At 63.0% G+C, this 26601-nt stretch carries 20 protein-coding genes and 2 pseudogenes; 15 read left to right on the top strand and 7 right to left on the bottom strand.

Annotated features, from left to right (window positions below; translation table 11 throughout):
• Positions 1-231 precede the first annotated feature (231 nt).
• Positions 232-390, top strand: a pseudogene (locus ACV22W_RS27945) (DUF2889 domain-containing protein); the annotation flags it as partial.
• 33 nt (positions 391-423) lie between these two features.
• On the opposite strand, the gene ACV22W_RS27940 reads toward ACV22W_RS27945, so the two are convergent.
• Together ACV22W_RS27940 and ACV22W_RS27935 are read right to left on the bottom strand one after the other, a co-directional pair.
• Positions 424-915: a flavodoxin family protein gene (locus tag ACV22W_RS27940; protein ID WP_448022717.1), complete on the bottom strand. Its 492-nt coding sequence runs from the start codon at positions 913-915 to the stop codon at positions 424-426.
• Between the two features lie 193 nt (positions 916-1108).
• Positions 1109-1762 (bottom strand): TetR/AcrR family transcriptional regulator, encoded by a 654-nt coding sequence (locus ACV22W_RS27935; protein WP_448022716.1) that lies wholly within the window; start codon positions 1760-1762, stop codon positions 1109-1111.
• A gap of 83 nt (positions 1763-1845) precedes the next feature.
• Between ACV22W_RS27935 and ACV22W_RS27930 the strand changes: the two genes are divergently transcribed.
• The 3 genes from ACV22W_RS27930 to ACV22W_RS27920 all read left to right on the top strand — a co-directional run bounded on the left by ACV22W_RS27930 (position 1846) and on the right by ACV22W_RS27920 (position 6366).
• Entirely contained in the window at positions 1846-2973 is a 1128-nt protein-coding gene (locus ACV22W_RS27930; RefSeq protein WP_448022715.1) for an MBL fold metallo-hydrolase, read from the top strand.
• 1673 nt (positions 2974-4646) lie between these two features.
• Complete coding sequence (locus ACV22W_RS27925) at positions 4647-5342, top strand: ParA family protein (RefSeq protein ID WP_006759638.1); 696 nt, start codon at positions 4647-4649, stop codon at positions 5340-5342.
• Positions 5335-6366: a ParB/RepB/Spo0J family partition protein gene (locus tag ACV22W_RS27920; RefSeq protein WP_448022714.1), complete on the top strand. Its 1032-nt coding sequence runs from the start codon at positions 5335-5337 to the stop codon at positions 6364-6366. The genes ACV22W_RS27925 and ACV22W_RS27920 overlap by 8 nt, the downstream gene beginning before the upstream one ends.
• A 95-nt stretch (positions 6367-6461) precedes the next feature.
• On the opposite strand, the gene ACV22W_RS27915 is transcribed toward ACV22W_RS27920, so the two are convergent.
• Positions 6462-7778: a replication initiation protein gene (locus ACV22W_RS27915; protein ID WP_175912160.1), complete on the bottom strand. Its 1317-nt coding sequence runs from the start codon at positions 7776-7778 to the stop codon at positions 6462-6464.
• Positions 7779-10326: 2548 nt separating this feature from the next.
• On the opposite strand from ACV22W_RS27915, the gene ACV22W_RS27910 reads away from it, so the two are divergent.
• Positions 10327-10650, top strand: coding sequence for a DUF4148 domain-containing protein (locus ACV22W_RS27910; RefSeq protein WP_448022713.1), 324 nt, complete (start codon positions 10327-10329; stop codon positions 10648-10650).
• Between the two features lie 368 nt (positions 10651-11018).
• Here the strand turns inward: ACV22W_RS27910 and gcvA are convergent, their stop codons facing one another.
• Positions 11019-11921 (bottom strand): transcriptional regulator GcvA, encoded by a 903-nt coding sequence (gene gcvA, locus ACV22W_RS27905; protein ID WP_448022712.1) that lies wholly within the window; start codon positions 11919-11921, stop codon positions 11019-11021.
• A 140-nt stretch (positions 11922-12061) separates the two neighbouring features.
• Here gcvA and ACV22W_RS27900 point away from each other — a divergent pair, with 140 nt between their 5' ends.
• Together ACV22W_RS27900 and ACV22W_RS27895 are read left to right on the top strand one after the other, a co-directional pair.
• Entirely contained in the window at positions 12062-13351 is a 1290-nt protein-coding gene (locus ACV22W_RS27900) for an adenylosuccinate synthase (RefSeq protein WP_448022711.1), read from the top strand.
• 235 nt (positions 13352-13586) lie between these two features.
• Positions 13587-14528, top strand: a complete 942-nt coding sequence (locus ACV22W_RS27895; protein ID WP_448022710.1) for a LysR family transcriptional regulator — start codon at positions 13587-13589, stop codon at positions 14526-14528.
• A 267-nt stretch (positions 14529-14795) separates the two neighbouring features.
• On the opposite strand, the gene ACV22W_RS27890 is transcribed toward ACV22W_RS27895, so the two are convergent.
• Positions 14796-15509, bottom strand: a complete 714-nt coding sequence (locus tag ACV22W_RS27890; RefSeq protein WP_448022709.1) for a dienelactone hydrolase family protein — start codon at positions 15507-15509, stop codon at positions 14796-14798.
• Positions 15510-15820: 311 nt separating this feature from the next.
• Entirely contained in the window at positions 15821-16132 is a 312-nt protein-coding gene (locus ACV22W_RS27885; protein ID WP_448022708.1) for a DUF4148 domain-containing protein, read from the bottom strand.
• Positions 16133-16587: 455 nt separating this feature from the next.
• Here ACV22W_RS27885 and parS point away from each other — a divergent pair, with 455 nt between their 5' ends.
• The 8 genes and pseudogenes from parS (at position 16588) to ACV22W_RS27845 (ending at position 25523) form a co-directional block, all read left to right on the top strand.
• On the top strand, positions 16588-17043 hold the full coding sequence (parS, locus tag ACV22W_RS27880; protein ID WP_448022707.1) for a type II RES/Xre toxin-antitoxin system antitoxin: 456 nt from the start codon (positions 16588-16590) through the stop codon (positions 17041-17043).
• Positions 17040-17519, top strand: coding sequence for an RES family NAD+ phosphorylase (locus ACV22W_RS27875; protein WP_448022706.1), 480 nt, complete (start codon positions 17040-17042; stop codon positions 17517-17519). Before parS ends, ACV22W_RS27875 begins: the two co-directional genes overlap by 4 nt.
• Positions 17520-17548: 29 nt before the next feature.
• Positions 17549-17944, top strand: a pseudogene (locus tag ACV22W_RS27870) (gamma-glutamyltransferase); the annotation flags it as partial.
• A gap of 298 nt (positions 17945-18242) precedes the next feature.
• Positions 18243-18782: a hypothetical protein gene (locus tag ACV22W_RS27865; RefSeq protein WP_059509348.1), complete on the top strand. Its 540-nt coding sequence runs from the start codon at positions 18243-18245 to the stop codon at positions 18780-18782.
• 671 nt (positions 18783-19453) lie between these two features.
• A complete protein-coding gene (locus tag ACV22W_RS27860) occupies positions 19454-20704 on the top strand; it encodes a metallophosphoesterase family protein (RefSeq protein WP_448022705.1) in 1251 nt (416 codons plus the stop codon).
• Positions 20705-20707: 3 nt separating this feature from the next.
• Positions 20708-24178 (top strand): AAA family ATPase, encoded by a 3471-nt coding sequence (locus ACV22W_RS27855; protein ID WP_448022704.1) that lies wholly within the window; start codon positions 20708-20710, stop codon positions 24176-24178.
• 121 nt (positions 24179-24299) lie between these two features.
• Positions 24300-24824: an HD domain-containing protein gene (locus ACV22W_RS27850; protein ID WP_448022703.1), complete on the top strand. Its 525-nt coding sequence runs from the start codon at positions 24300-24302 to the stop codon at positions 24822-24824.
• A gap of 9 nt (positions 24825-24833) precedes the next feature.
• Entirely contained in the window at positions 24834-25523 is a 690-nt protein-coding gene (locus ACV22W_RS27845; RefSeq protein WP_448022702.1) for a DUF429 domain-containing protein, read from the top strand.
• Positions 25524-25704: 181 nt separating this feature from the next.
• On the opposite strand, the gene ACV22W_RS27840 is transcribed toward ACV22W_RS27845, so the two are convergent.
• Entirely contained in the window at positions 25705-26175 is a 471-nt protein-coding gene (locus ACV22W_RS27840; RefSeq protein WP_448022750.1) for an ATPase, read from the bottom strand.
• Positions 26176-26601 lie beyond the last annotated feature (426 nt).

Here is a 26601-nt window from a genome sequence, read left to right as displayed (position 1 = left end):
ATTCGCATCGTCCGAAAGACCGAGCTTTCCCATGCAATCCGTGCGGTGTGGTGAATGTGCATCGATCCCTGCCGCCAGGTTATTGGTTGCGTCCGCATCGATCGTCGAGCGCACGCAGGCATCGGGAAGTGCGTAGCAGGGTGCGAATCGATACCGTGGGCAGTTCGCGTGGCCGGCTTCACTACGCGCCGTTCAGCCGACGACGCCGGTCGCGCGACACGGAGCGAATACATGAATCCCGAACACGACCTCCCGCACGACGGCGTCATGCGCGAAGAGATTCACCATCGGCACATCGACATGCTCGGCTATCGGCGCAGCGACGGGCTGTTCGAAGTCACGGCCTGTCTCGTGGACCGCCAGACGAGCGATTTCACGCCGCTCGGCGGCAGGCTCCGCTTCGGCCAGCTCGATCGCCGGCAATCAGTACACGCCGAGTGCAAGACCTGCAGCGAGTCCCGCGCCGATCTCCGCGCAGCGCGCGAGATCCTCGCTTCCAATCGTCTTCGGCGCGAGGATCCGTTCCGGCGTTTGCGCATGGGTGCAGACAATCAGGCCCGGCGACACATTCTTGAGCCGCCATCCGGTCGCGATCCTGTCGATCTGACGCAGCGCGTTCTGTCCGTCGCTGCCGGCGCAGATCATCGCCGCATACGGTCGACCGTTCACGCGATCGAGCGCTGCGTAGTAACAGCGATCGAAGAAATCCTTCATCAGCCCGGACATCGCGGCGAGATTTTCCGGCGTAGCGAACAGGTAGGCGCCAGCGGCGAGCACGTCGGCCGCGCTAGTCGCATCCGCACGCTGCAATCTGACGTCGACGCCGGATTGCTCGCGCGCGGCATCCGCGGCCGCTTCGGCCATCTGCTTCGTGCCTCCGGTCATCGTGTGATAGACGATCAACAGCATCTTCATCGATTTTCGCTCGCGTTCGGTTTCATTTGCACCTGCCGCATGCGTCGGTACGGCTCAATCCGGCTACGTCGACGTGTGTACCAGTGCCTGCGTTCGCCGGTTGTCGAATGGCGCTTTCCTTGAGGCGGAGGATGAGGCTCGCGTTGCAGATATCGACGTGACTATTCCGCATCGCGCTTCGCGCGACGCGCGGTCAGTCTTGCACTGTACGTGACACATCGGCGTGATCCGCGCGCGCGTAGTATGCAAGAAACATGTCGGCAGCCGTTTCCGCGACCTTCTGTTGTTCCTGCACGCCGAGCGGCGGCTGGCCCATTGTCACTTGCGGCCAGAACGCGAACGCTTTCACGATCCCGTGCAGTTGATGCGCGGCAAATACGGGATCGGTCACCGACAACCGGCCAGCCGCCGCGGCAGCACGAATCCAGACCGTCACGTCTTCTTCGCGCTCGCTCATGCGTTCGACCATGTCGCGCGCGCGTTCAGGCGAATGGATGGCCGCGCCGATCGCGACGCGGGCGAGCGCAAGAAACGCGTCGTCGTTCAGCAACCGCAACTTGCGGCCCAGCAGCGCAAGCAGTTGATCGCGCAGCGGGACGTCAGCGCGGTAGGCCGGCGCGCCGGTGGTCTGCGTCGCGTCCCACAGCTGATGCAGGATCGCCGCGAACAATGCTTCCTTACCCGGGAAATGGTTGTAGACGGTGCGCTTCGACACGTCCGCGCGCGCGGCGATGCGATCCATGCTGGTCGCGTCATAGCCGGCCGCGAGGAATTCGTCGATCGCCGCGGCGAGTATTGCCGCACGCTTTCGGTCGGTCAGCCGTTGAGGAGAGGTGCTCGTATTCATTCGAAAAATTTTACACCCCGGAGTTTACTTTTCTCAGAGGCAAATTACACTACCCGGTGTACTTAATTTTCCGGACGATCGACATGGCGTCGCCTCTTGTATTTCTTCATCGCGTACTGGGATTCGCCGCCGCCAGGCGTGGCCGCACACTGTCCGGCGAGTCGCCGCAACACAACGGCGACCGCTTCAGCAACGTTGCTCCGCGACCGGCCGAAGGTTTCGGCAAAACGCTCGGCATCGCATGGAACATGCTGGTCAACAAGCCACGCAACACGGTTCCGACAGGCGCATTGCCCATCGATTCACTGACTCGCGAACAACTCGACGCAGCCCCCGACCGCAGCCTGTATCGGCTAGGGCATTCGACGCTGCTGTTGAAACTTCGAGGCGAATTCTGGCTGACCGATCCCGTATTTGCCGATCGCGCATCGCCGTTCCGGCACATCGGCCCGAAGCGCTTCCATGCGCCGCCGATCGCGCTCGAGGACCTGCCGCCGTTGCGTGGCGTGCTCCTGTCGCACGATCACTACGATCACCTCGACCGTGACACGGTGCTCGCGCTTGCGGCGACCGCTGGCGTGTTCGTCACGACGCTGGGCGTCGGCGACCGCTTGATCGACTGGGGTATCGACGCGCAAAAGGTACGTCAGCTCGACTGGTGGCAAAGTGTGGACGTCGATGGCTTGACGCTGACCGCGACACCAGCACAACACTTCTCCGGACGCAGCCTGTTTGACGGCAACAGCACGCTATGGGCGTCATGGGTCATCGTCGACGACGATCTGCGGGTGTTCTTCAGCGGCGATACCGGCTACTTCGACGGTTTCCGGACAATCGGCGAACGGCTTGGGCCCTTCGACGTGACGCTGATCGAGACCGGGGCATACGACCCGCAGTGGCCCTACGTGCACTTGCAGCCGGAAGAAACCGTGCAGGCGCACATCGACCTGCGCGGGCGCACGCTGATGCCGATTCACAACGGCACGTTCGATCTCGCGATGCACCGTTGGCAGGAGCCCTTCGAGCGCATCACCGCGTTGGCAATGGTACTAGGCGTCAAGCTGTCTACGCCCAGGATGGGCGAGCGGCTGGATCTGGATGCACCGCATCGCGGTGAACGTTGGTGGCGCACAGTCGATGAGCCAGCCAAGACTCCCGCAACGAAGGCACGCCGGTGGCAGCTGCCGTGCGCATCGCAGGCGACGAAGTAGGTTTGCTGCCCGCGGCGGTTTTCCGGGCGGAAACGCCGCGACGGTGAATTCTCGTTGTGCTATGCGGCGTGGTAGCGGACTTTTCTGTCGATCGTCAGCGACGATGATCAATCGCCCCCGATAGCGCGCATCCGGCGAAGGCGGAGATATACGCACGGTCGATTCAGTTGTTGCGATGCGCTTCGCCCTTTTGACGCAAAGTCTGCACATTCACGCGGCATCCGCACTGCGATGGACAGACGGGGGCGGGGCTCAAATTCGATATCGAGCAGGCGCCCGCTTCGATTTCTCGCGACGCCAGGTCTGCAGTCCGGCCCCGTCGGCGCAACGCGTTGTCACGTGACAACTGGCGATGAAGGACGCGCCACACCTATTGATGTCCCCGCTGGCGGATTCCGCGATGCCCCAGGTCGTCAATAGGCCGGTCGAATTACACGTTGCCCTCGCGAGACGTATCGATCATCACAAAACACGTATCATACGTTACGAAATTGTTGGGCTCGTCGTTATCCAGGCCGAATCGCGCGCGCCAAATTCATACGCCCCTATTTCACCTGGCGTCCGCACTCATTTTGCGTGAAACAACATGAAGAAAGTAGTGCAAGCCATTGCCTGACAAGGATTTCCGGGGCCCTGCCCTTTTGGGAGAATTGTTTCACGCCCTGCCGATTTTCGCCATCTCACCCTCACCAACGCGCGAGAATTTGCGTCCGTAAGCCCAAGAATGGCTGACACCATCACAAGACTCAATATCTGTCCCGTCCTGCACTACCTCGCCATCGTCGCCAGCGGATACCGTCATTTATTGGGGCCATATCACACCCCTCTCCTCTGGAATTAGCGCCCCGGGTGATTGAGAGTATGCGCTGCTGGAGGTCTAGAAAGGACGTCAATCGGGGCGGACAACAGAGATCACTCCCATATCCTCAGCTAATCCAGCACCTTCCTCTCAGACGGCACCACCGAAGACGCGGCGTCGGCGTCAAGCCGCTCATTCAGGCATCCATCCGTAACGGTTGTCACGTGACAACAAATCGATAGCTTGCGCACCTGTGACGTGGCTCAATCGAACACAACGCGGTCATGTGTCGAACGGACTTCCTCACACTCGCGACTTCTGCAACGGGTGCGTTATGGACGGTGATATGTGGCCAGTATCAACGCTTAGGTTGGTTGTCACGTAACAACCCGGATCAGTCGCAGCATGGGTATCTGCCGTCATATCCGGGGTAGGCCTCCGCAATAAGGAGCGGGGAAGAAGAAAACATCGGCATTACCTCCGCACATCGTGTCTGCATGCTTGCCGCCCAGCAGTATGGGGGCTTAGCCAGCCAGATCGGCTTGTCACGTGACAACCCTAGATATCCGACGCAACTCAGTGCCATGGGCTGCTTGCAAAACCGCGCCAGAATTCCTGGTGATAGGGCGATCACACGTGGGTATCGACCGCCTGCTCCCAAGTCCTCACCATTCGATTAGCACCGTCCATCTCTCGAATGAATTGTGATGTATTTTTATTTTTCATTCGCGCAATAGTCATAAAACCTTCAAGGCATTTGATCGGCTTGTCACGTGACAACAACATCCATCAGAAAATTTTTCGCATCGTCCAGCAATTTCTGGACTTTTCAACAATAACTGAATATATTACGCAAAACTCCTTGGGGAATTTAATGGCTTTCAAGATCGCCGTCAGTAATCAAAAGGGTGGTACTGGAAAGACCACCATCTCCGTCAATATCGCTGCAGCTTTCGAGGCGGGCGGCAACAAGGTCGCCTTGATCGACGCCGACCCTCAAGGCACATCGGTCAGATGGGTGACGAGCGGCGAAAATACGCTCCCGATGACGGTTCTGTCGTTGGCCCCCGCAGGCCGAGGCATCGGCGGCGAGATCAAGAAGCAGGATGCAAATTTCGATGTGATCGTCGTCGATTGCCCCGGCAACCTCGAAGACCCGCGCATCGCATCCGTGCTCGAAGTCGCCGACTTCTGCCTCGTGCCGCTGTCGCCATCGCCGGCCGACCTGTACAGCACCGTCGCGATGATTCGCATGATCGAATCGATGCGTGCCGTTCGTAACCCGAATTTATCTTCTGCGCTGATGCTAAATAGTGTCAATGGAAAAACTAAAATGCGAGAAGAAATTTTAAAAATTCTAAGAGCTGAAGAAATAGGGGAGCATCTGCTCGACAGCCAGATTGCGCAGCGCGAGGTCTACCGGCAGACGTTCGCGCTCGGCACCACGATCCATCATCACAATCGATACCTGAAAGGGCTGAAGGAAGCCCGCGCGGAAATCGAGAGACTGGTCACCGAAATGGCCCAATACATCGCGTCGACGCGCGCTACCGGAGCCGCTCATGGCTAAGGACACATCCAAAGAGAAGAAGCCGACCGGCAATCTGCACCTCGCAGCCGGCTTGCTGCGGGGGCTCGCCCAGGAAAACGCCGCGTTGGAAACGCGCCTGCCCGAGCCGACGCCCGTGTCGAATCCCACCGCCGAAGCCACAACGCCCGTCGTCTCGACCGCTGCCCCCCCCTCCGACGCGCTCGATCTCGGCGCGCCGCAGAAGGTCGCGGTCAAGGACTGCATCCCGAACCCGTTCAACCCGCGCGTGTTCTATTCCGAGTCGAGCCTGCACGAACTCGCACTGACGCTGAAGCGGGAAGGGCAGATTGAGCCGATCAAGGTCACGCGTCTTCCGGAATTTCCCGGCAAGCTCGTCGTGATCGACGGGCAACGCCGCTTGCGCGCGACGAGCATCAACGGCGACGAGACGATCAACGCGACGTTTCGCACTGACCACACGCCCGAGCAGCTCTACACGATCGCGTATCGCGCCAACCACGACCACGAACGCCAGACCATCTTCGACGATGCAGTCGCATGGAAGCGTCTCCTCGACGAAAAGGTATTCCCCGACCAGAACACGCTCGCGGAGAAGATCGGCAAGGACAAGGCATCGATCAGCAAGACACTGTCGCTGAACGCACTGCCGAACACACTGCTCGAACGGATGGCCAGCGCGAACGACGTGGTCGGGCTGCAGGCGGCGTACTTCCTGAAGCTGATTTTCGAGCGCCTGGGCGAACCGGCTGCCGACCGTCTGCTCACGGCAGTGATCGACCGAAAAAAGTCGGTGCGCGACCTCGAGAATTTCCTGCGCGCACAGAGCGACGGCAACAAGAAGACCGGGCGCACGCGTTACAGCGTTCGCCACGATTTCGCGCTCGAATCACGCGCGATCGGTCAGTTGAAGACCTATCCGGACGGGCGTCTGGATCTGCAACTGAAGGGAGTCGATGCGTCTCATCAGGAAGCGCTCGCCGACCGGCTCAAGACCGTAATCGACGCGTATGTCGCCGAACTGGCGGTAGTCGCGCAAAAGTAAAAGTAGGCGCCCAAAGCAAAGGCCGCGCACCTGCATCGCACCGCGCAGCCGGATGAAGTCCGGTGCACGGCGCATGTCAGGCTGCGAGGCCTTGATCAGTTGGTCGCGAGGCTGCTTTTCAGCAGGAATTCCAGCAAGTCGTCCGAGGTCGGTTCGCCCCAGGTATCAAGCGCCAGCCATCGGAAGAAACTGGTCTGCGCCAGCTTGCTCGCCTTCTTCTTCGGCGACAGCGTGAGATCCTTCGAACCGGCCACCGTCTCGTTGTAGCGCTCGATCAGCTTGGTCTGGTCGTCGATCTCCAGCTCGCGGAAGTACGCGCCGGCTTCGTCGACCTTCGCCGCCAGGTATTTGTCGCGAATCTGTTCCTGCTTGCTCTGCCCGGATTCCTTTGTCGGCGCGGCCGTTTCGGTCCCCTGACCGTCGGCCAACGTATAGCCGTGCGTCAACGCCTTGCGGAAATACGCGGCCACGTTGTCGACCGGCGCTGCGTTCTTCTTCGTAGTCCGATTGAGCGTATAGGCGATCGCCGCCTTGATGCGCTGCACACCGTACTGCGTGATCAACCGGCGCGCTTCCGAACGCGGGATGCCGAACTTGGCGACCTCGTCAACGAGTGCTTCGTTCTTGACATCGCCTTCCTCGACCGTATCCGCGCTCTGCTTGCGCGTCACCTTGAACTGTACGGCCTCCACACTGCGACCTGACTTGTGTTCGATCAGCTCGAGCGTATGGTCGGAAACTTCGTTCACCTCCTGAATGCACGGCACCAGGACCTTGCTCTTGAAGAGCTTGTACTCCTTGTACGACTGCGACGCCTTGTCCTGACCGAGAATGAGGTCGCGGAATTTCGGCAGCGGGATCTTTGCCGTGATGCCGATCCCCTCGTAGCGCACCGTGTTTTCCCAAAGGGCAAGCGAGTGCGAACGCCGAAACTCGCGCGCGATCCGCATATCGATGAGCGCGTAGATTTCCGGATTGAGTAGCTCGCTGCGAATCTGGTCGGAGAAGCTGTACTTCAGCACCGATTGCTCGAGCTCGGCGCCGGCGAGCAGGCCCGACGCCTTCCACACCGTCGAGCGATCCGCGGCAAGGTAGTCCCAGTTGACGACGGTACTGATCAGCGAGTTGACCGTATCCTTCACATACTTCGTGTTGTTGCTGTTCAACCCGCTCTCATGCGACAGCGCGGCGATCGAGATCGAGAAGCTGGTCCGGCCGGGTTCGAACGCTTCCTGACGAAGGGCGTTCTTGATCAGCGAGCTGAACATCTTGCGCTGCTGCAGGCCGATCTTTCCGGACTTCGGAGCGATATGAATTGCCTGGACCGCCTTGCGCAGCAGATCGGGGGGCTCGGGCGTCTGAAATAGCGAAACCTGCTTGTCGGAGCCTTTGATTGCGGGCTTGCGCGGCATCGTGATGTCCGGAGAAGGTGACCGTATTGATGGCGGACTTTATACCTTTTCGAGTTATCGGGCAATGTCTTCTTCTCCAGTATCACTTCCAATATCGCCGCTAAGCCCTCGTATTAAAAGGAACAATTCCATTTTTACGATTTGTGCGGAACCCCATATCCATATACCTTTCCGCCAAAATCAGCTCCCAAAACCTGCTACCTGTGTGGTCTGTAGCCAGAATCCGGCACGGGACTTGCCCAATTGAAGGTAGCCATTCATGGGAAATAATCCGGAAGAACGGGATCGGTGAACCCGATTCGTGGTGCCCTGCAACACGGTCTGCATTCCCCCCATAACACACTACCTTTAGCACATCCCATGAATGGTTACCTATCCAGATCCTCCAACTCGGTGTTTTGCCTTCATCTGCGCTCGGCAGCCGAAAATATCTCCCATGAATGACTACCTTTGGATTTCCCCACAGAAGGTTACCTTTCCGCCGGCCTGATACTGTTTATGGGACCCCAGCTCCGAGGGGATAAGCAGGGCTAGATCATTCTGTCCGCGACGGCACCCATAAACGACTACCTGGAATCCATCCCATAACCGGCAACCTCACATGAAATGCTGTGCCCGCCACCGTAGACGAATCAGCAAGGACGCACCATAAATGGGTACCAATAGATCCCCCCATAAAAGGTTACCTGAGGCGTTTTTGGGCCAAAATCCCATAACAGGCTACGCGTGCCCCATATCCACAACCGCCATTTCCCACAGCGCGGTACCCGATTCCCCAAATCCACAGACCTTAAACCCCATATCCTTCCGCCTGTGCCCCCATGAATGGGTACCGAACACCTGTCAAAGCCTTGTCAGACAAGGCTTTGAGCCGTCTAAAAGTAGTTAAAGAAGTAAACGTGGTTTACCAAAGATGTAAACACACGTGTGCCTGTGCAGAAAAAGCAACCCCATAAACCGCTACCAAAGCAAACCTGTGAGGCTCGACGAGCACAGCAATTCTGGGCCTAAGGCCTGTGGAACCCTCGATCTGGGCCTTATTTTGCAAGCGTCCCAGCCCTGACAAGGCTCCCCGTGAAGGTGAGTACCTACTAACAAACACTCAAACGTAGAAACTTATGGGAGGAAATCCCCGCTTTCAGTCCGTAGGTTCCCATCTATGGGATCGAAAAAGGCCCCCAGCGGTATGTTTCCCATCCGGGATTACGCGCAGACTACGGCCGCTGCGGCCAACAAGGGAGTGCCGCCGGTTCTCGTCATGGCAGTGAGAAATCATCGTAATTCATTCTCAAGCGGTTTTTTTAGCGTCTGAGTCGGTGCTTCCGTGGAAAAGTCTTCGACTGTCACGTGTTGGTCTGTCTGGGGCTTTCTGCTCGATGACCCGTGCACAGACGAAATGGACTGGCTCTTGCACCGGTCACTCTCCGTCGCGGTTTTCTACCTTTGAACCGGCATTGGAATTGCCACCGTGTCCCGACCGGCGCGACGAAAACCCATCGCTGTGCCGAGCGAGACGCCGACCGCGCCGATAGATAACAACAATCTTGGCAGCTGCCTCGAACGTGAAGCTGGCGCCATCAATATGGCTCACCCTCGTCGAACCCGTACTTGAATCCCGAAAATTCTCACCGGTGGAAGTTACCGCGTCCTGTAAAAGCTCACCTACAAGGTGTCCGTCGGATGAACAAACCGTGCGCGCGACGCCCCGTACCAGATGCGATCACCCGATGGAAAAGCTGTAAGGCACGCGCGCAGCGCCTGGTGTGTCGCCGTCCTTGCCGCATAGACTCGAGACTCTTCGCGACGTCGGTACGATGACTAGCGTCGCGCATTCGCTCATACGACCATTAGCGTGGTGCCCGTGCCAATCGTGAACAAATGCCTATCGAAGCGTTCACCTTGAGCGGCGGAGGTCGTCTCTACCCGCAAACGTCATCTCCCACATCTGGCGACGAATAGAACTGAACAGGTAGCCGCGCGTGCGACGATCGGTTACCCGATCGTTCGCATCGTGTCGACGTGCGGGGAATGCGGCAGGCTCGGTACAGAATGAAGCGTGGTCGTTTATGGGAGGAACCGTCGTTCGCGCGGCAACGAATCACAACATGGCGCACAGGTTCGCGATTCCGTTGCATATCCCGCTCATGAGGCGACGATCGCGTTGCGCGAGCAGCGATTCCAGGGGAGAAACGGTCGGCGTCGTGCGAGTGCGTAAAGCACCGAAATCGATCTCATCTTCATCGGCAATCTGCACCGTATCGGTGGAACGATCCGCTTCGTCACGCGGTTGCCGCGGTCGTGCGCGTTGCGTGATTCCCGAGCACGATGCATCACCCTGGCCCCTGCGAAACGCGGAGCGGCGCGGGACACATGACGATACGACGTCCCCATACGCGTATTCCCAACAATGTCCGCATGATGGCGCCACATTTTTTGCAACGCGGTTATGATGCAAAGGCCCTGACCGCGACATGAAGACCGACCAGGGGCAGGGGCGGTATCTCGATGTGCTTTCACTCCGTGACCAATCAGAAAAGAGAGTTCAGCGATGCGAATCCAGATCAAAAAACTGACGCTGGCTGCTACGGCAGCAGCGTTCCTCTTCGGCTCGGCTGCTCCCGTATTCGCGCAGACCGACGCCAGCGCACCGGCCGCATCCGCATCGGATGCGAAAGCGGCGAAGCGTGAAGCACGCAAGGCAGCACGGGCAAAACGCAAAGCCGAACACAAGGCAGCGCGCGCGAAGAACAACGCCGAACTGAAGAAACTCGAAGACGCTGGTTACAAGCCGGCGGCCAACGATCCGAACTATCCGCAGAATCTGCAGAACGCTCAGAAGAAGGCGGGCGAAGCCGCTGGCGCAAGCCAATAAGCGTTCCCCCCCACGAGACAAACCCCGGCGCGATCCGGGGTTTGTCGTTTCTGCTGCTGAAACGCGATGCGCAACCGGTCACCATGGAGGTGTGATATTCGACTCAATTGATTCGATATCCTTTGTTTATCGGTGAGGTGATTGCCAACCCGATGCGTTTAGTCTTCCTGCGCTCCTTGAACGACACGCGCCATTCTGCTGGTTAAGTCTCATAGGAATCCTACGGACTGCGCCAGATCGCTGGATGAATCACGAGGCGAAAAGCGATCATGCGCGAGCAATACGGCTCCGCGCAAAGGCACATGAAACCCGCACCAATCGAGCCGGTGCGCATTGCGCGACGACTGGTCGCCGACATACCGACCTGGTCAGCGCCGCGCGTCCGCCGCTGCGTTCCCCGTTGCTTTCAGCCAGTCCTTGAATGCCCGCACGGCTTCGTCTTCCGCGCGCGCAGTTGCCACGTAAGTGAAATAGCGCCACGGCGGCAGTGCCGGTTCGCTGAACGGCTGCACCAGCCGGCCTTCGGCGATGTCGTCCGCGACGAGCGCGATCGGTCCCATTGCGACGCCGAGGCCGTCGAGCGCGCCTTGCAGCGTCAGATAGAAATGCTCGAGCGTGAGCGAATGCCTAGGCACCAGATTCGCGTGCCCGGCCGCCGCGAGCCACTCGGGCCACATACCGGGATACGTCGCCGCATGCAGCAGCGTGAAGCCGGCGAGATCGGCCGGCGTACGCAACGGCCGGCCCTCGAGCAGCTTCGGCGCGCATACGGGCAGCCGGATTTCGGAAAGAAACTCCTCGGCAACATATCCGTCGATCGCCTGCGGGCCGCCGCGCACGATCAGGTCGACCTTGTCGCGTAACTTCTCGATGGGCTCGTTCGACGTGGACAGCCGAACCTCGATGGCCGGATGCGCGACCTGGAACGACGACAGCTTCGGCACGAGCCAGCGCAGCGAAAACGTCGCGGGCGCGCTGACGCGCAGCACGCGCTGCTGCCCCTGGCCGAAATGCTGCGCGGTGGCGAGCGCGATTCGGTCGAACGACGCACCGACCTCGGCAAGGTACACGCGACCGGCGTCGGTCAGTTCGACCCGCCGGTTGTGCCGCTCGAACAGCGGTCTGCCAAGCCATGCCTCCAGTTGCTGAACATGCCGGCTGATCGCGCCATGCGTCACGCACAGCTCGTCGGCGGCGAGCGTGAAACTGCCGAGGCGGGCCGCGGCTTCGAACGCGCGCAGCGAATTCAATGGAGGAAGTCGTCGGGCCATGTATCGCCTCGCGTGAAATTAACTCACGCGACTGCTCAGATTTAATCGTTTGATCGGGTAATCCTGCTCCGCCAATATGGCACACAAACGGCCGATGCGGCCGGAATGAGTGTCTGGATTTCTCACATGGAGTATGGAGCATGCCGAACGTGGTGGTGGTGGGCGCCCAATGGGGTGACGAAGGCAAGGGACGCGTCGTGGACTGGCTGGCGGCGCAGGCCGATCTCGTCGCACGCTACAACGGCGGCCACAACGCGGGGCATACGCTGGTCGTCGGCGACAAGACGTACAAGCTCGCGCTGTTGCCGAGCGGCATCGTGCGCGGCAAGCGCGGCGTGATCGGCAACGGCGTGGCGCTCGATCCGGAAGCGCTGCTGGCCGAGATCGGGCGGATGGCCCAGCTCGGGCTGTCGGTGACGCCGGACAATTTGTCGATCGCGGAGAATGCCACGCTGGTCCTGCCGATTCACCGTGCGATCGACCAGGCGCAGGAGCGTCTGCGTCGCGAACCCATCGGCACCACGCTGCGCGGGATCGGGCCAGCTTACGAGGACAAGGTTGGGCGCCGGGGGCTGCGGGTCGCCGATCTGGCGGAGCCGTGCCAGCTTGCCGACAAGCTCGACGTGCTGGTCGATTACCACAATGCATGGTTTCGCGGCCTGGGGCTCGAGGAGTGCTCGCGCGACGCGATGCTGGCAACGCTGGTCGACATCGCGCCGAAGATTCTGCCGTTCGTGCGTCCCGTGTGGGCCGACCTCAATGACGCGAACGACCGCGGCGAGCGCATCTTGTTCGAGGGCTCGCAGGCCGTGATGCTCGACATCGACTGGGGCACGTATCCGTTCGTGACGTCGTCGGGCACCGTTGCATCGGCCGCGGCGGCCGGCACGGGCCTCGGCGCGTCCAAACTAGGTCACGTGCTGGGTGTGACCAAGGCATACGCGACACGCGTCGGCGGTGGACCGTTCCTCACCGAACTGAACGACGCCACCGGCGAAACGCTGCGCGCACGCGGGCAGGAGTTCGGCGTCAATACGGGCCGGCCGCGCCGCTGCGGATGGCTCGACGCCGCGCAGTTGCGGCAGGCCGTCCGGATTTCGGGTATCGATTCGCTCGCGCTCACCAAGCTCGACGTGCTCGACGGCGTCAAGTCGATCCAGCTGTGCGTCGGCTACGAACTTGACGGCGCACGTGTCGACCATCTGCCCGCGAGCCTCGATGCGCAGGCGCGTGCAACGCCCGTCTACGAAACGTTCGCCGGGTGGAGCGGCACCTTGAAGGGTGTACGCGAGCGCGCGGCGTTGCCGCGTGCCGCACAGGATTTCGTTGCGCGCGTCGAGGCGATTGCGGGCGTGCCGGTGTCGATGATCACGACCGGCGCCGAGCGCGACGACACGATCGTGCTGAGCAATCCTTTCGACCCGCTCTGAGCGCGACGCTACACGTGCGATGTGTGCCCCGGCAGGCCGCGATGCCGCCTGCAACGATCCGGTGCCGGTCGTCCTTCGACATGCGGCGCCGCATGAGCGATCGCCCACCGATGCGGCGCACGGCAAACTGGACACGTCTGCACCGCTGCGGTACTGTTCCGCACAATTCGCGCCAGACCGGAACGTGCCGGGGCGGGCGCCGCTGCAAGGCGATTTCAATCCCGGGGACATGTCGATGGACACGTTACAGATGATGCGCATTTTCGTCCGGGTGGCGGAGGAGGGCAGCTTCACGAGCGCGGCCCAGCGCCTGGACATCACCACCGCCTACGCATCGCGTTCGGTCGCGCAACTCGAAACGCACCTGCGCACCCGTCTGCTCAACCGGAGTACGCGCCGCATCGCATTGACCGACGCCGGACAGCGCTATCTCGACCGCTGCCAGCGTATCCTCGGCTATATCGACGAAGCGGAAGCCGAGGCGGCCGACGCGCAGGCGAAGCCGTCGGGCCGCCTGCATGTGCATGCGACGACCAGTTTCGGTCAGGCCTACCTGGTGCCGGCGGTGGTGCGATACCGGGAGCGCTATCCGTCGGTGGCCGTCGAGCTCACGCTGTCGCAGCACGTGCCCGACATCATCGACGAAGGCTACGACGTGTCGCTGCAACTGAGCACGACGGAGCTGCCCGACTCGGGGCTGGTGTCGCAGCGGCTCGGCGAAGTGCACAGCGTGCTGTGTGCGTCGCCGGCATACCTGAAGGAACGGGGCACGCCGCGCACCGTGCGCGATCTCGAATCGCATGCGTGCCTGCAGATCGTCACGCCGATCTTTCCGCGCGACCGGTGGCATCTCGACGGCCCCGACGGTCGCGAGACGTTCGAACTGCCGCTGCCGGATTTCCAGGTCAACATCGCCGATGCGCTCGGCGCCGCATTGCGCGCCGGCCTCGGGATCGGCTCATTGCCGATGTCGACCGCGGTGCCTGCTCTGGCTAGCGGTGCGCTGGTGCGCGTGTTGCCCGAGTACCGTCTGCAGAAGCTGACGGTCTATACGCTGTATGCGTCGCGCCAGTACCTCGACGCAAAGATCCGCACGTTCGTCGATTTCCTGCGCGAATGCGTGCCGGAAATGTTGTCCGCCGACGAGGCGGCGCTTCGTGGTTCCTGCGAGTCGTGAGCGACGGCGGACAACGAGTCCCGGGTCGAATGATTCGGCACTCGCAACGTAGTTCATGAATCGCCGTTCAGCCGTGCCAGATATTTTGCATACCGAAGTTGATGGCAATGGCGCAGCGGGGTTCTGGAAACTGTGAGGTATTCCGGAGCAGGCCGTGGCGCTCGCGTCACGAATTCATCCCGTAAACGACAGCGCCACGGCTGCAAGCCCGTGGCGTTTCGCTTCATGTGCATCGCTGCCCAGCGGCGGTGGAGAGCCGCTGCGGTATTACTGCTGCTTGTCCCAGAGCGTGCGTCCGAAGAACGTGAGTGTGCGATCCCACGCAATCTGCGACCACACCGGATCGAACTGCGTACCGCCGATGCGGCCCGGGCCGACGGCCGTTTCGTTCGCGAACGCGTGATGCGCGAGATAGCGGTGGAATTCGACGTCGACCTTTGCGTCGGTCAGTTTCTTTTCCAGCGCATCGACCTGATCGATCGCGAAGAACGCATCCTGCGTGCCCCAGTGTCCCATCAGCGGCACCTTGATCTTCGACGGATCAAGGTAGTCGAGCGGGGGCAGGCCGTACCAGGTGACGCCGGCGTCAGCATCGGCAAACTGCAGCGAGAGTAGCGTGAGCGCACCGCCCATGCAGAAGCCGGTGATCGCCACGCGCGACGCGCGCGTCTTCACGTACTGCACCGCGCCGGGAATGTCCTGCGATGCCGCGTCGCCGAAATCGAGGCCCGTCATCAGGTGATGCGCTTCTTCCTCCTCGACCGTCGACTTGCCGCGATACAGGTCTGGCACCAGCGCGATGTAGCCGCAGCGCGCGAGGCGATCGGCGACGCCGCGGATCTGGTCATTCAGGCCCCACCATTCTTGAATGATGACGACCGCGGGTGCACCTTCGGTCTTTTCCGGCGTGGCAAGGTAGCCTTGCAGTTCCTGGCCGTCCGGACGGCGAAACTTGATCATGGAACCGGATGTTTGAGACATGAAACCGCTCCTTTTCGAAAAATGCGATGAGTGCGGCATCGGATCGGCCAGCGAGTGCGGTACGCCCGGTGAGTCGAGGCTTCGCTCGCGTTCGCTTCGGCCGGCGCCGACCACGCGGCCATTCTATGCGCAACGCCGGAGATCTGCGTGAAGGTCACATTGCGGCGGCCGACTCGCGCCCACGCATGGGTCGGGCTTCGTGCAGCGCGCATGTTGCATGCAGCGAAAGCGAAACACCCCGCCCCCGATGAACGGGAGCGGGGTGTTTCGTCGGCAGCGGGCGTATCGTGGTGCGCGCCGAATCGGCCGTCTTACTGACCGAAATAGACCGGGTCGCGAGCGTTCTGTTTGACCGCGATCGCGCGGCCTGTGCGCACGCCGGCCGCAGCCTGTGCGCCGTAACCCGTTGCGTCGCTGTTCGTCACGCGTGCCTGCGCGGTCTGCAGTGCATTCGGGTAGTGGACGTCGGACACTTCCGGCTTGTACCCGGCCTGTTCGAGCTGGACGAGTTCTGCGCGGACCTGGGCGCGCGTCAGTTGTTCCGACGGATTCGACTGAGCGAATGCGCCAAGGGATGCGGACAGGGCAGCGGCAGCGGCGACTGCATAGATGAGCGACTTCATGGTGACCTCCGGTTTTCGTAGATTTCGCGCTTCGCTTGATGCGTTGAGCGGTTGATTGCATCGTAGCGATCGCGATACCGGTCGGAAATACGCGTTCCAGCGAATAATTATTGCAACTGGGTAAACGATTCAGAGGGAAACGGGGTTTTGTCTGATGGTTGTTGACATGCCAGAGGGCGGTCACGGGTTGCAGTTGTCGCAGCATCGCGTCACTTTGGCGATGGTTATTCATCAGAAAAATTGTTACGTGACAACTTCGCGACGTGACCGGGCGATTGGATATCCGCGAATTTCACAATTCCCGCTTCACGGCGAATCTTCAACCACGCGCAGCGCGCAGGAAAGGCCGTTTCGCCGCCACCGGGAACTGCGAGCCACGCGGGCGGCTGAAGACCGAATTCACTCGTCTTCGGCAAAACGCCTATAATGATTGGGCAAATTGCCGGAGAGGAGCCATGAGCACGATCGCGTTTCATCCATCGGGCCTCGCGCACCCGCGCCAGGCTGAGTTCACGATCCTCGAGCAACTGCTCGCGATTCGCGTGCGTTCGGGTGCCGATCTCGCCGAGCTGGCGAGTGCGCGCGTCGACGTCGCGGTGATCGACCGGCTGGCGGAACGTGGCCTGAAGTCCGATGAACTCGCTTTCATCATTCCGCGGCGCACGCTGAGCCATCGCCGTCAGGCGCATGAGCGCCTGTCACCTGAGGAGTCCGACAAGGCGATCCGGCTGGCGCGCATCGTCGCGCAGGCGACGGCCACGTTCGGTGACCAGGACAAGGCGATGGCGTGGCTGCGCAACGGGCTCCAGCGCTTTGGCGGACGCACGTCGCTCGACATGTCGAGTACCGAGCATGGCGCGCGACTCGTCGAAGAAGCCCTCACGCAGATCGACGAGGGGTACTTCGCTTGACGACGCTGTGGCGGATCAGCAATTACGCGGACCTGAAAGGCGTTGGCGGATTGCGGGCCGGGGGGCGCTGGCATTTTGCCGGGCAGCCCGTCGTCTACCTCGCCGAGCATCCGGCGCTCGCGCTGCTCGAGACGCTCGTTCACTTCGAAATCGCCACCGTCGCGCAACTGCCGAGCGGATACCAGTTGCTTCGCATCGAGGTGCCTGAATCGGTGGACGTTGCCGAGATCGCGGATGGCGATGCGCCGGCCGACTGGCGAGAGAACGTCGACTGGACCCGCAGTGCCGGCACCGAGTGGCTGCATACGCAGCCGAGCGCCTTGCTGCGCGTCCCGAGCGTCGTCGTGCCGCATGCGCACAACTTCCTGTTGAATCCGCTGCATCCTGCCGCATCCGACATCCGTATCGCGGAAGTCATTCAATCGCCGTATGACAGTCGGATTCTGCGGCTGATCCAGTCGAACCAGATCGAATAGGACCGCACGTCGTTGCGTGCACAACGCCGATCGGCATTCTCGAGAACTTCGACCTGACACCGCTGAAGCCGACGGCGATCGATCTAGACGGTGGCAAGCCGACCGTCGCTGGCGTACATCTGATCGCCGAAGCCGCACGTCTCGCGTATGCCGATCGCGACAAGTACGTGGCCGATACGGATTCCGTGCCGCTGCCGGGCGGCACGTGGGACACGTTCCTGAACAAGCCGTATCTGAAGTCGCGTGCCGTATCGATCGACGCGAGTCGCCGCATGCGCACCGCGCAGCCCGGCAATTTCGGCGCTGGGCCGCTCGGCGTCGACACGACGCTGATCGAGCACGGCACGGGCCAGTTCACGATTGTCGATGGCGGCGGCAACGTGCTGATCGCGAGAAGCTGGTTGTCTGGCTGCACCGGCGGCTGGCCGACACACGTTATTCAGGAAGCCTACAGGAATGGTCGTGTTCAGTGCTAGCCGATACTTCGTGCCCGATGTGCCGATGCATGCCGTCGAGTGACGCCAATCACGCGCCGAGCACGATGATTGTCAAACAGTGTGAGTCAATCGTCAGCATTTGCAACTGAAGTAACAGTCCCCGCAATTCGATGGTTTTGGACGTTGGCGCGGCTACATTAGCTCCACCTGCCGCACGTCGCGGCGAGGCATGCGACCAGCCGCACGAAGGCGGCCCGCAGCAACAACGTCTTTGGGGAGAATGACCATGAACAAGATTCGCACGATTCTGCTTGGCGCCGCGCTGACGGCAATCGCATCGGCTGCTTTCGCACAAACGGCGCAGACGGGCGCGGAAGGTTCCGCCGGCGTCGGTGCACAAGTCCAGACGCCGCTGCTCGGCGGTGGTGTGGGCGTGCAGGCAGGTGCAGGCGCGAATGCCGCGGGCTCGGGTTCGGGCGCAGGCAACCTCGTCGGTGGTGCGCTGAACGGCGTGGGCAAGACGGTTGGCGGCGTCGGCTCGGCAGCGGGCAATGCGGTCGGTGGCGCGACGCAGGCAGTCGGCTCGGCCGCCGGCTCGGCGAAGGATGCCGCGGCATCGGCCGTGCACGCGACGAAGTCGCACGTGAAGCATGTCGCGAACTCCGCAAAGAGCCACGCGCAAGGCGCGGTGTCGACGGCGGGTGATGTCGCCGGCGGCGCGAAGGCGAAGGCCGGCGAGGCGCTCGAGGGCGCGACGAACGCGGTGCAGGGCGGCGCTTCGGTCGGCGTGAAGGGTTCGGCGTCGGCGCAAGGCGGCGCGCTGTAAGCGATACGTTTCCCGCCGAGGCCCGGCCCGCTTCGATGCGGGCCGGGCTTTTTTCATTGGGGCGCGCCGCGCATCGTGGTCGCGTTGGTGTGCCGTGGATCGAAACAGATGGTCCGCGCACCCTCTGCCCAATGTCTGCCCGCCATGCTTAGATGGCGGGGCTCCCCGTCTCCGGGCCACCTTCGGGCGGCGTCGGTCGATTCAGGCAAGCATGTCCGATCGGCATCGTGACGACAGATGACTCCGAAGTGCCCCCGGCCTGCCCGGCGTGGTCCGATAACATTCCGAGGCATCACAATCATGACCATCCTGTTCCGTCTTCTCGCGCCCGCTTGCGTGCTGTGACGCGCACGGGACGACCATCGAGGGTGCCGTCGGCCGTGGATCTCGGAAGGCCATGCGAGGCATCGCGACTACCGTGTTTCGGGGTTGCGGGTTCGTCGAGGCTGCGCGATAACTCGGATTGAGGGCATCGGGTCGCACCTTCCCGACACCCGCTTTCAGGTACCATCCCGACCCGCTGGCGACAGGTGGCATCATCGCCCGGACGAGCGTTGGATCGCGATGATGCAACGGCGACGGTCCGGTTCGTACCTCGCCCGCGTTGCGTCGCTCGACGGCGCACAATGCTTGTCGACATCGCCCCTTCGTCCTGAAACAGAGGAATCTTCGTGAAGTTCATCCACGCGGCAGACATTCATCTTGACAGCCCGTTGCACGGCCTGAGCGCGTATCCCGACGCGCCGGCCGCGCAGTTGCGCAACGCGTCGCGCGAGGCGCTGCGGCAGCTCGTGGATCGTGCGATCGAAGAGGCGGTCGCCTTCCTCGTGATCGCCGGCGACCTGTACGACGGCGACTGGAAGGACCACAACACCGGCATTTTCTTCGGCCAGCAAATGGGCCGCCTGCGCAAGGCCGGCATTCGCGCATTCGTGCTCGGCGGCAATCACGATGCCGAAAGCGAGATGACGAAGAAGCTGACCTTGCCCGACAACGTCACCGTGTTCGGCCATCGCAAGCCGGAAACCCATCGGCTGCCGGAATTCGACGTCGCGCTGCACGGGCAGAGCTTCAAGGACAAGGCCGTCGTCGACAATCTCGCGACCGGCTATCCGGATCCCGTGCCGGGGCATTACAACATCGGCGTACTGCACACCGCGCTCGAAGGCTATGCGGCGCATGCGAACTATGCGCCGTGCACGCTGGCGGAACTGCACGCGAAGGGCTACGACTACTGGGCGCTCGGCCACGTGCACGAGTTCCAGCAATGGTCGGGGCCGTCGACCGTCGTGTTTCCCGGCAACCTGCAGGGTCGCCATATCCGCGAGACGGGCCGCCGCGGCGCGGTGCTCGTGACGGTCGAGCAGGGGCGCACGCAGGTCGAGCGCCTGTACCTCGACGTGCTGCGCTGGGAAGCCCTGTCGGTCGACGCATCCGATTGCTTCACGGTCGCCGACCTGTCGAGAAAGATCGGCCAGTCGCTGGAGGCGCTGTTGACCGTCGACGGTCACGTGCCGCGCGCGGTGCGCGTGACGGTCACGGGGCGCACGCCCGCGCACGGTCTTTTCTTCGGCCGTGCGCCGCAATTGCGCGCGGAGGTGCTGAATCAGATCGGCATTATCGGCAACGAACGGCTGTGGCTGGAGAAGGTCCGTCTCGCGACATCCGCGCCCGAGCAGCCGCAGGGCGAGAGCGAGCAGCTCGAGGCGCTGGAGGATCTGAAGCAGATCCTGGCCGACGCCGCGCAGGATCCGGATTTTCTCGCGCTGCTCGAACGCGACCTGAAGCCGTTCGTCGGCAAGGTGCGCAGCGACGTGAAGGAAGAGGTGCCGCTGCTGACGATGGCGCGCGCGGGCGAACTCACGGCGCTGGTCGAGCAGGTCGGTCCCGCGTTGCTCGCGCGGCTGGCGAGGGGGGAATAAGCGATGCGCATCAGCCAGCTCGATCTGATCAAGTACGGCAAGTTCACCGACGAGACGCTGCGCTTTCCGTCGGCGGGACAGGATTTTCACGTGATCGTGGGGCCGAACGAGGCCGGCAAGTCGACGATCCGGACGGCCGTGTCGGAACTGCTGTTCGGGATGAAACTGCAGACGCCGCTCGACTTCCTGCATGCGACGCCCGACCTGCGGATCGGCGGCGTGCTGGAGGGGGGCACCGGCGCGCTCGCATTTCATCGTGCCCGCGGGCGCAGCCCGTTGCGCACGCCCGCCGACGACAAGCTGCCGGACGACTATCTCGCGGCCATCCTCGACGGCGCGACGCGCGAGTTTTTCGAGCAGATGTACGGGCTCGATCATGGGCGGCTCGTCGATGGCGGCCGGAGCATTCTCGATGCGTCCGACAAGCTCGGCCAGGTGCTGTTCGAATCGGCGGCGGGTGTCGGCACGCTCGGGCCCGTGCGCGAGGAGCTCGACGCGCGTGTGGGCGAGCTGTGGGCGCCGCGACGCAGCGGCAGCGCGTTTGCGCAGGCCGAGACGTCGTTCAACGATGCCGTCGGCGAACTGAAGGCGGTCCAGGTGCGCACGCGCGACTGGGTCGATCGCAAGGAGGCGCGCGATGCGGTCGAGCAGGAGATCGAGCACGCGCGCGTGGAGCAACGCCGCCTTGAAGCGCTGCGCTCGAAGCTCGAGCGTGTGCGGCGGTTGGCGCCATACCTGAAGGAATTGACGATCAAGGAAGCGGCGCTTGCCGAACTGGGTACCGTCGTCGAGCTGCCGCCGACCGCGTATGCCGACTTGCTGAAAGCGCAAGGCGATCTCGCTGCGGAACAGAAGGTGCTCGAGGAGCGACGTGCGGACCTGCTCGCGAAACGGCAGGCGCGCGATGCCATCGAGCCGGATGTCGACGCGCAGGCGCTCGAAGGCGACATCGAAGCGCTCGACCGATTGCGCGGCGCATGCATGAATCACGCGCAGGATCTGCTGTTGCTCGGCGCGGACGTGGAGCGGCATCTGACCGCCGCGGGCTCCGCGGCCGCGCAGCTTGGCTGGCCGGTTGACGAAGCGTCGCTGCGCGCGGCACTGCCGACCGCGCTGTCGCTGAAGACGGTCGCGAACCTCTTGCGCGACCACGGCGCGCTGCATCAGGCGCTGGCCGGCGCGCGCGAATCGCTCGACGAACGCATGCAGGAACTCGTGCAGGCGCAGGAACAACTCGCGCGTCTGGCTACCGTCGATGTGCCGGAAGTGCTTCGTGCCGCGCTTGTCGACGCACAGGGCTTTCGCGGTAGCGGCCAGCGCGAACTCGCGCTCGAGCGCGATATTTCCGCCGCCGAGCGCACACTCGACGACGCGCTCGATGCGCTCGGCCAGTGGCGCAAGCCGGTCGACGCGCTGCGTGTGCTCGACGTGCCGTCGGCGGCGCGGCTCGGTGCGCTGCTCAACGAAGCCAGCGAGCGCTCGAGCGCGGCGGCCGCCGCACGCGATGCACGGGACGTTGCGCAGGAAGAATACGAACGGCTCGAACTGCAGGAGAAGCATTTCGCCGAGACGCACAAGGTCGTCACGACCGCCGAGGTGCTGGCGGCGCGCGCGCGTCGCGACTGCGCGTGGGGCGACATCCGCGACGGCGTGGTCGATCTGGCAACGGGCGCGCCGGCCGTCGACGATGCGATTCGACTTGCAGACGAACTCGTCGATGTGCAGCTCGGCGCCACGCAGGCGGCGGCGACGCTGCAATCACTGCGTCAACAGGTCGAATCCTCGCGTGCCGTGTTGATGCGCCGGCAGGCGGCCATGGACGAGCGCGAACGCGAACTCACCGTGCATCGCGACGCGTGGTCCGAGCTGGCGACGACGGCAGGCGTGCCCGGCATGCCGCTGGCGGCGATGGGCGACTGGCTCGCGAAGCGCGACGCGGTGTTTGCCGCGCAGTTCGAACTTGACCGCCAGCGCCGCGAATTCGCGACGATCCGCGATGCACGCGCCGGCGCGGAAGCCGCGTTGCGTTCGGCGCTGCGGCTGGTTTCCCGCGGCGGCGACGCCGACGGGCTGGCGGCACTCATCGCGATCGCCGAGACGTTCGTGCAGTCGGCGGAGAAGACGCTTGCGCAGAAGGACAGCCTCGAGGACCGCGCGCGCGAAGCCGAACGCGGATGCGCGACGGCCCGTTCGCGCGCCGGCCACGCCCAGGCCGCCTACGATGCGTGGCAAGCACAATGGCGCGATGCGCTCGCCGACGCGAAGCTGTCCGCGAATGCGGTGACGCTGGCTGCGGCGGAAGGGGCGCTCGAGCTCGCGAACGCGGTGACGGACGAACTGGCCGACGCCGATGCGCCGCGCAACCGGATTGCCGCGATGCGTGCCGAGCTGGCTGCGCTCGAGGCCGGCGCCCGGCGGCTGGCCGAAGCGCTCGAACCCGAATGGCTGGCGAGCGGCGACTGGCTGGACGTAGCGCGCCGATTGACGATGCGCGTGGCGGCCGCGCGGGAAACCGCGCGTGCGATCGATCGTGCCGAGGACGCAGTGCGGCAGGCCGACGGCAAGGTCGCCGACGCGGTCGCCGTGGTGGCGGGTGCGGACGCACGCATTCAGCCGTTGCTGCAACTGGCCGGCGTCGCGTCGATCGACGCGGCGCTGCCGCTGGCCGAACGATCGGATCGGCAGCGCCAGCTTCGACAGGCCGTCGACGCCGCGAAGGAGGCACTGGTGCGCGACGGCGACGGGTTATCCCAGCCGGCCGTCGAGGCCGAGGTCGCGGAACAGGACATCGCCGACGTGCCCGCGCATCTCGAAGCGGTGAAGCAGTCGCTTGGCGACATCGGCACGCGCCTGAACGCGCTCGCGCAACAGCAGGTCGTCGCCCAGCAGGCATTCGGCGCGATCGACGGCCAGGCGAACGCGGCCGTGGCCGAGGCGAAGCGGCAGGAAGCGCTGGCCGCGATGGGCGACGCGGCTGAACAATATCTGGAAGCAGCGACCGCGAGCCGTCTGCTGAAGTGGGCGACCGATCGCTATCGCGACCAGAAGCAGGGGCCGATGCTGCGCCGCGCGGGCGAGATTTTCGCGGGGTTGACGCTGGGCGAATTCGCGCGGCTGACCGTCGACACCGAACGGACGCCGCCCGCGCTGTACGCGCGACGCACGAAGGGCGCGTCGGTCGAGGTCGCCGGCTTGAGCGAAGGAACGCGCGACCAGTTGTTTCTCGCGCTGCGGATCGCGGCGCTCGAACTGCAACTCGCCAGCAGGACCGCGCTGCCGTTCGTTGCCGACGATCTGTTCATCAACTTCGACGATGCGCGCGCGAAGGCGGGACTCGAGGCACTGCGCGATCTGTCGACGCGAACCCAGGTGCTGTTTCTGACGCACCACGATCACCTGCTGCCGCTCGTGCGCGATGTGTTCGGCGCGCAGGTGAACGTGGTGGGGCTGGAGCGCGAGGCGGCCGGCGCATGACGGCGCGCGGCCCGATGTTCCGATATGTGGGAATGGTCATCGCGTACAGGTAGTATGTGCGGTTCCGAAACGCACGTGACCGGTTCAGCCGGTCGCGGGTCCGGCCACACGAGGGATCGACATGAACAAGCTGGTAGCTGCCATCGCGTTCGCGGCGGACAAGCATCGCAATCAGCGGCGCAAGGACGATGAGGCATCGCCGTATATCAACCATCCGATCGCGTTGGCCGCCGTGCTGGCCAACGAAGCCGGCATCGAGGACGAGCGCGTGATCGTGGCGGCGGTGTTGCACGACACGATCGAGGATACGGAGACCACCGAGCAGGAACTGCTACGGCTGTTCGGCAAGGACGTCGCGGACATCGTGATGGAAGTCACCGACGACAAGTCGTTGCCGAAGGACGAGCGCAAGCGCGTGCAGGTCGAGCATGCGGCGACCATCAGCCGGCGCGCAAAGCTCGTGAAGCTCGCCGACAAGATCTGCAACCTGCGTGACATCGCGCGGCATCCACCCGCGGACTGGCCCCTCGAGCGCAAGCAGGCGTACTTCGACTGGGCGAAGTCGGTCGTCGACCGGATGCGCGGCGTGCATCCGTGCCTCGAAGGGATCTTCGACGCCGCGTATGACGCGCGGCCGGCGGACTGACGCACAGCCATGCAGGCACCCCGATCCCGCTCCCGATCAGTCGCGCGGTCGTTGCCCGCGGTGGCGGGCGTCGACGTGGGCGGCGACAAGAAGCGATGCGATCTCGTGATCCTGCGCGGCGCGACGATCGTTTGCCGCGAGGAGCGGATCGCGCCCGAAGCGCTGCCTTCGCTGTGTATCGAGCATGACGTGGTGGCGGTCGGCGTCGACGCACCGAGCCTTTGGTGGACGGGCAGCGGACGCCGGGCTGCCGAGCAGGCGCTCGCGCGTGAACGGATCTCGTGTTTCCCGACGCCATCGCGCGAGCAGGCCGTGGCCAGCGCGTCGGGCTTCTTCGACTGGATGTTCACGGGAGAGCGCGTCTACCGCGCGCTGGCCGACGCCTATCCGCTGCTGACCGACGCGCGCTATGCCGGCGGGCGCGTGAGCTTCGAGACTTATCCGTACGCGATTACCTGCGCGTTGCTTGGCAAGGCGATCGCGTCGGCGAAGCAGAAACGCAACCAGCGCCGGCAATTGCTGACCAAACTCGGGATCGACGTGTCGACACTTCGATCGGTCGACGCGCGGGACGCGACGTTGTGCGCATTGACTGCGCAATACGTGATCGACGGAAACGCGCACGCATATGGCGATGCGGAAGGCGGGTATATCCGTGTGCCGATCGTCGGCGAGACGATCGTTCTCGATACGCTCTAGTCACGGGCCGCGGCTGGCCGATGTCCGTGAACCCGTGACGGAAAGGTGAGCTTTTTCGGGAGATGTGTTGGGCCGTCGACGGCGAGGTGTCGACCAGCGACAGCCGGTCGGTATGTACGGCGCAGTTGGCGTGCGCAACATATATGGAGTCGATGCACCGCGCGCTTCTCGGTCGTGATGCTCAGTCTTCGAGAATGGACTTCGGTACGCTGGAGAGATCGCAGGCAGCTGCCTGTTCGAAATAGCCTTGCGCATCGTCGATCATCACGACCGCGACGTCGATGAGTTCGTCGAGTCGCTGCAGCAGCGATTCGCGCCAGTCGATGTCTTCGTCGCGCTCGGGCGTCTTGTCGAGCTGCTCGATGATCGAGTCAGCCGTTTGCAGGAACGGGATCGCCTGTTGATAGTTTTCGATCGAGACCATCGCTGCGTTGCGCGCGCCGACGAGTCGTTCACGATGCTCGTCCGCCAGGTCGGACACGCCGCTGATGCGCGGCAGGACATTCGAGATGCGTTGCAGGAGCGGCGGGACCTGCTCTTCGAGCATGACGGCGCGCTCGCGCAGCGCGGCGTATTCATCGCGGAGATCGGCGTCGCCGGATTGAGTGGTGCTGTCCATCGTCGGTATGAGTGCGTTGTTCGATCGCGGCATGATACTCGACGACGTGCGCTCTCTTGTTTGTGCCGTGGGGTGGTGTCCGGCGCGAGGCAAATACGGAGCGCGGTTGAACAGAGGGCGTATTCAATCTGCTGTATAGGATAGGAGGAAAGAAGGACTCGCCCCGGATTCGTCGCGGGCTCCTTGCGTAGCATGCGGTATGCAGGGCGTCAGGCCGAAGCCCCCGTGCGCTGCCGCGCACGGGGGCTTTTTCAAAATATTTTCACAAAAGGGTTGCGGAGGTCGAGGCGGGTGCTTAGAATCACGCCTCTTTCGCGCTAACGGCAACGCGGCGCGGGAGAGGAAGGGAAGCGGTGCGCTCGAGTATGGGTTGTAGAACCCCGGCGCACACGAAGTTGAGCCCCAGCCGTCGCAACGAAGTAGTTCAGAAAGTTGTTGACGAGCTGAAAAAGACGGTTC

The sequence above is a fragment of the Burkholderia sp. AW49-1 genome (assembly GCF_053427845.1).
This window is presented reverse-complemented; position numbering and strand designations above follow the sequence as displayed.

Excerpts from the sequence above, each read along its gene's own strand:
- ACV22W_RS27850 (WP_448022703.1), top strand. The coding sequence starts at position 24,300 with ATGAACAAGCTGGTAGCTGCCATCGCGTTCGCGGCGGACAAGCATCGC.
- ACV22W_RS27845 (WP_448022702.1), top strand. The coding sequence starts at position 24,834 with ATGCAGGCACCCCGATCCCGCTCCCGATCAGTCGCGCGGTCGTTGCCC.
- ACV22W_RS27890 (WP_448022709.1), bottom strand. The coding sequence starts at position 15,509 with ATGTCTCAAACATCCGGTTCCATGATCAAGTTTCGCCGTCCGGACGGC.
- ACV22W_RS27920 (WP_448022714.1), top strand. The coding sequence starts at position 5,335 with ATGGCTAAGGACACATCCAAAGAGAAGAAGCCGACCGGCAATCTGCAC.
- ACV22W_RS27885 (WP_448022708.1), bottom strand. The coding sequence starts at position 16,132 with ATGAAGTCGCTCATCTATGCAGTCGCCGCTGCCGCTGCCCTGTCCGCA.
- ACV22W_RS27930 (WP_448022715.1), top strand. The coding sequence starts at position 1,846 with ATGGCGTCGCCTCTTGTATTTCTTCATCGCGTACTGGGATTCGCCGCC.
- ACV22W_RS27865 (WP_059509348.1), top strand. The coding sequence starts at position 18,243 with ATGAACAAGATTCGCACGATTCTGCTTGGCGCCGCGCTGACGGCAATC.
- ACV22W_RS27900 (WP_448022711.1), top strand. The coding sequence starts at position 12,062 with ATGCCGAACGTGGTGGTGGTGGGCGCCCAATGGGGTGACGAAGGCAAG.
- ACV22W_RS27840 (WP_448022750.1), bottom strand. The coding sequence starts at position 26,175 with ATGCCGCGATCGAACAACGCACTCATACCGACGATGGACAGCACCACT.
- ACV22W_RS27915 (WP_175912160.1), bottom strand. The coding sequence starts at position 7,778 with ATGCCGCGCAAGCCCGCAATCAAAGGCTCCGACAAGCAGGTTTCGCTA.
- ACV22W_RS27895 (WP_448022710.1), top strand. The coding sequence starts at position 13,587 with ATGGACACGTTACAGATGATGCGCATTTTCGTCCGGGTGGCGGAGGAG.
- ACV22W_RS27910 (WP_448022713.1), top strand. The coding sequence starts at position 10,327 with ATGCGAATCCAGATCAAAAAACTGACGCTGGCTGCTACGGCAGCAGCG.
- parS (WP_448022707.1), top strand. The coding sequence starts at position 16,588 with ATGAGCACGATCGCGTTTCATCCATCGGGCCTCGCGCACCCGCGCCAG.
- ACV22W_RS27935 (WP_448022716.1), bottom strand. The coding sequence starts at position 1,762 with ATGAATACGAGCACCTCTCCTCAACGGCTGACCGACCGAAAGCGTGCG.
- ACV22W_RS27925 (WP_006759638.1), top strand. The coding sequence starts at position 4,647 with ATGGCTTTCAAGATCGCCGTCAGTAATCAAAAGGGTGGTACTGGAAAG.
- gcvA (WP_448022712.1), bottom strand. The coding sequence starts at position 11,921 with ATGGCCCGACGACTTCCTCCATTGAATTCGCTGCGCGCGTTCGAAGCC.
- ACV22W_RS27940 (WP_448022717.1), bottom strand. The coding sequence starts at position 915 with ATGAAGATGCTGTTGATCGTCTATCACACGATGACCGGAGGCACGAAG.
- ACV22W_RS27855 (WP_448022704.1), top strand. The coding sequence starts at position 20,708 with ATGCGCATCAGCCAGCTCGATCTGATCAAGTACGGCAAGTTCACCGAC.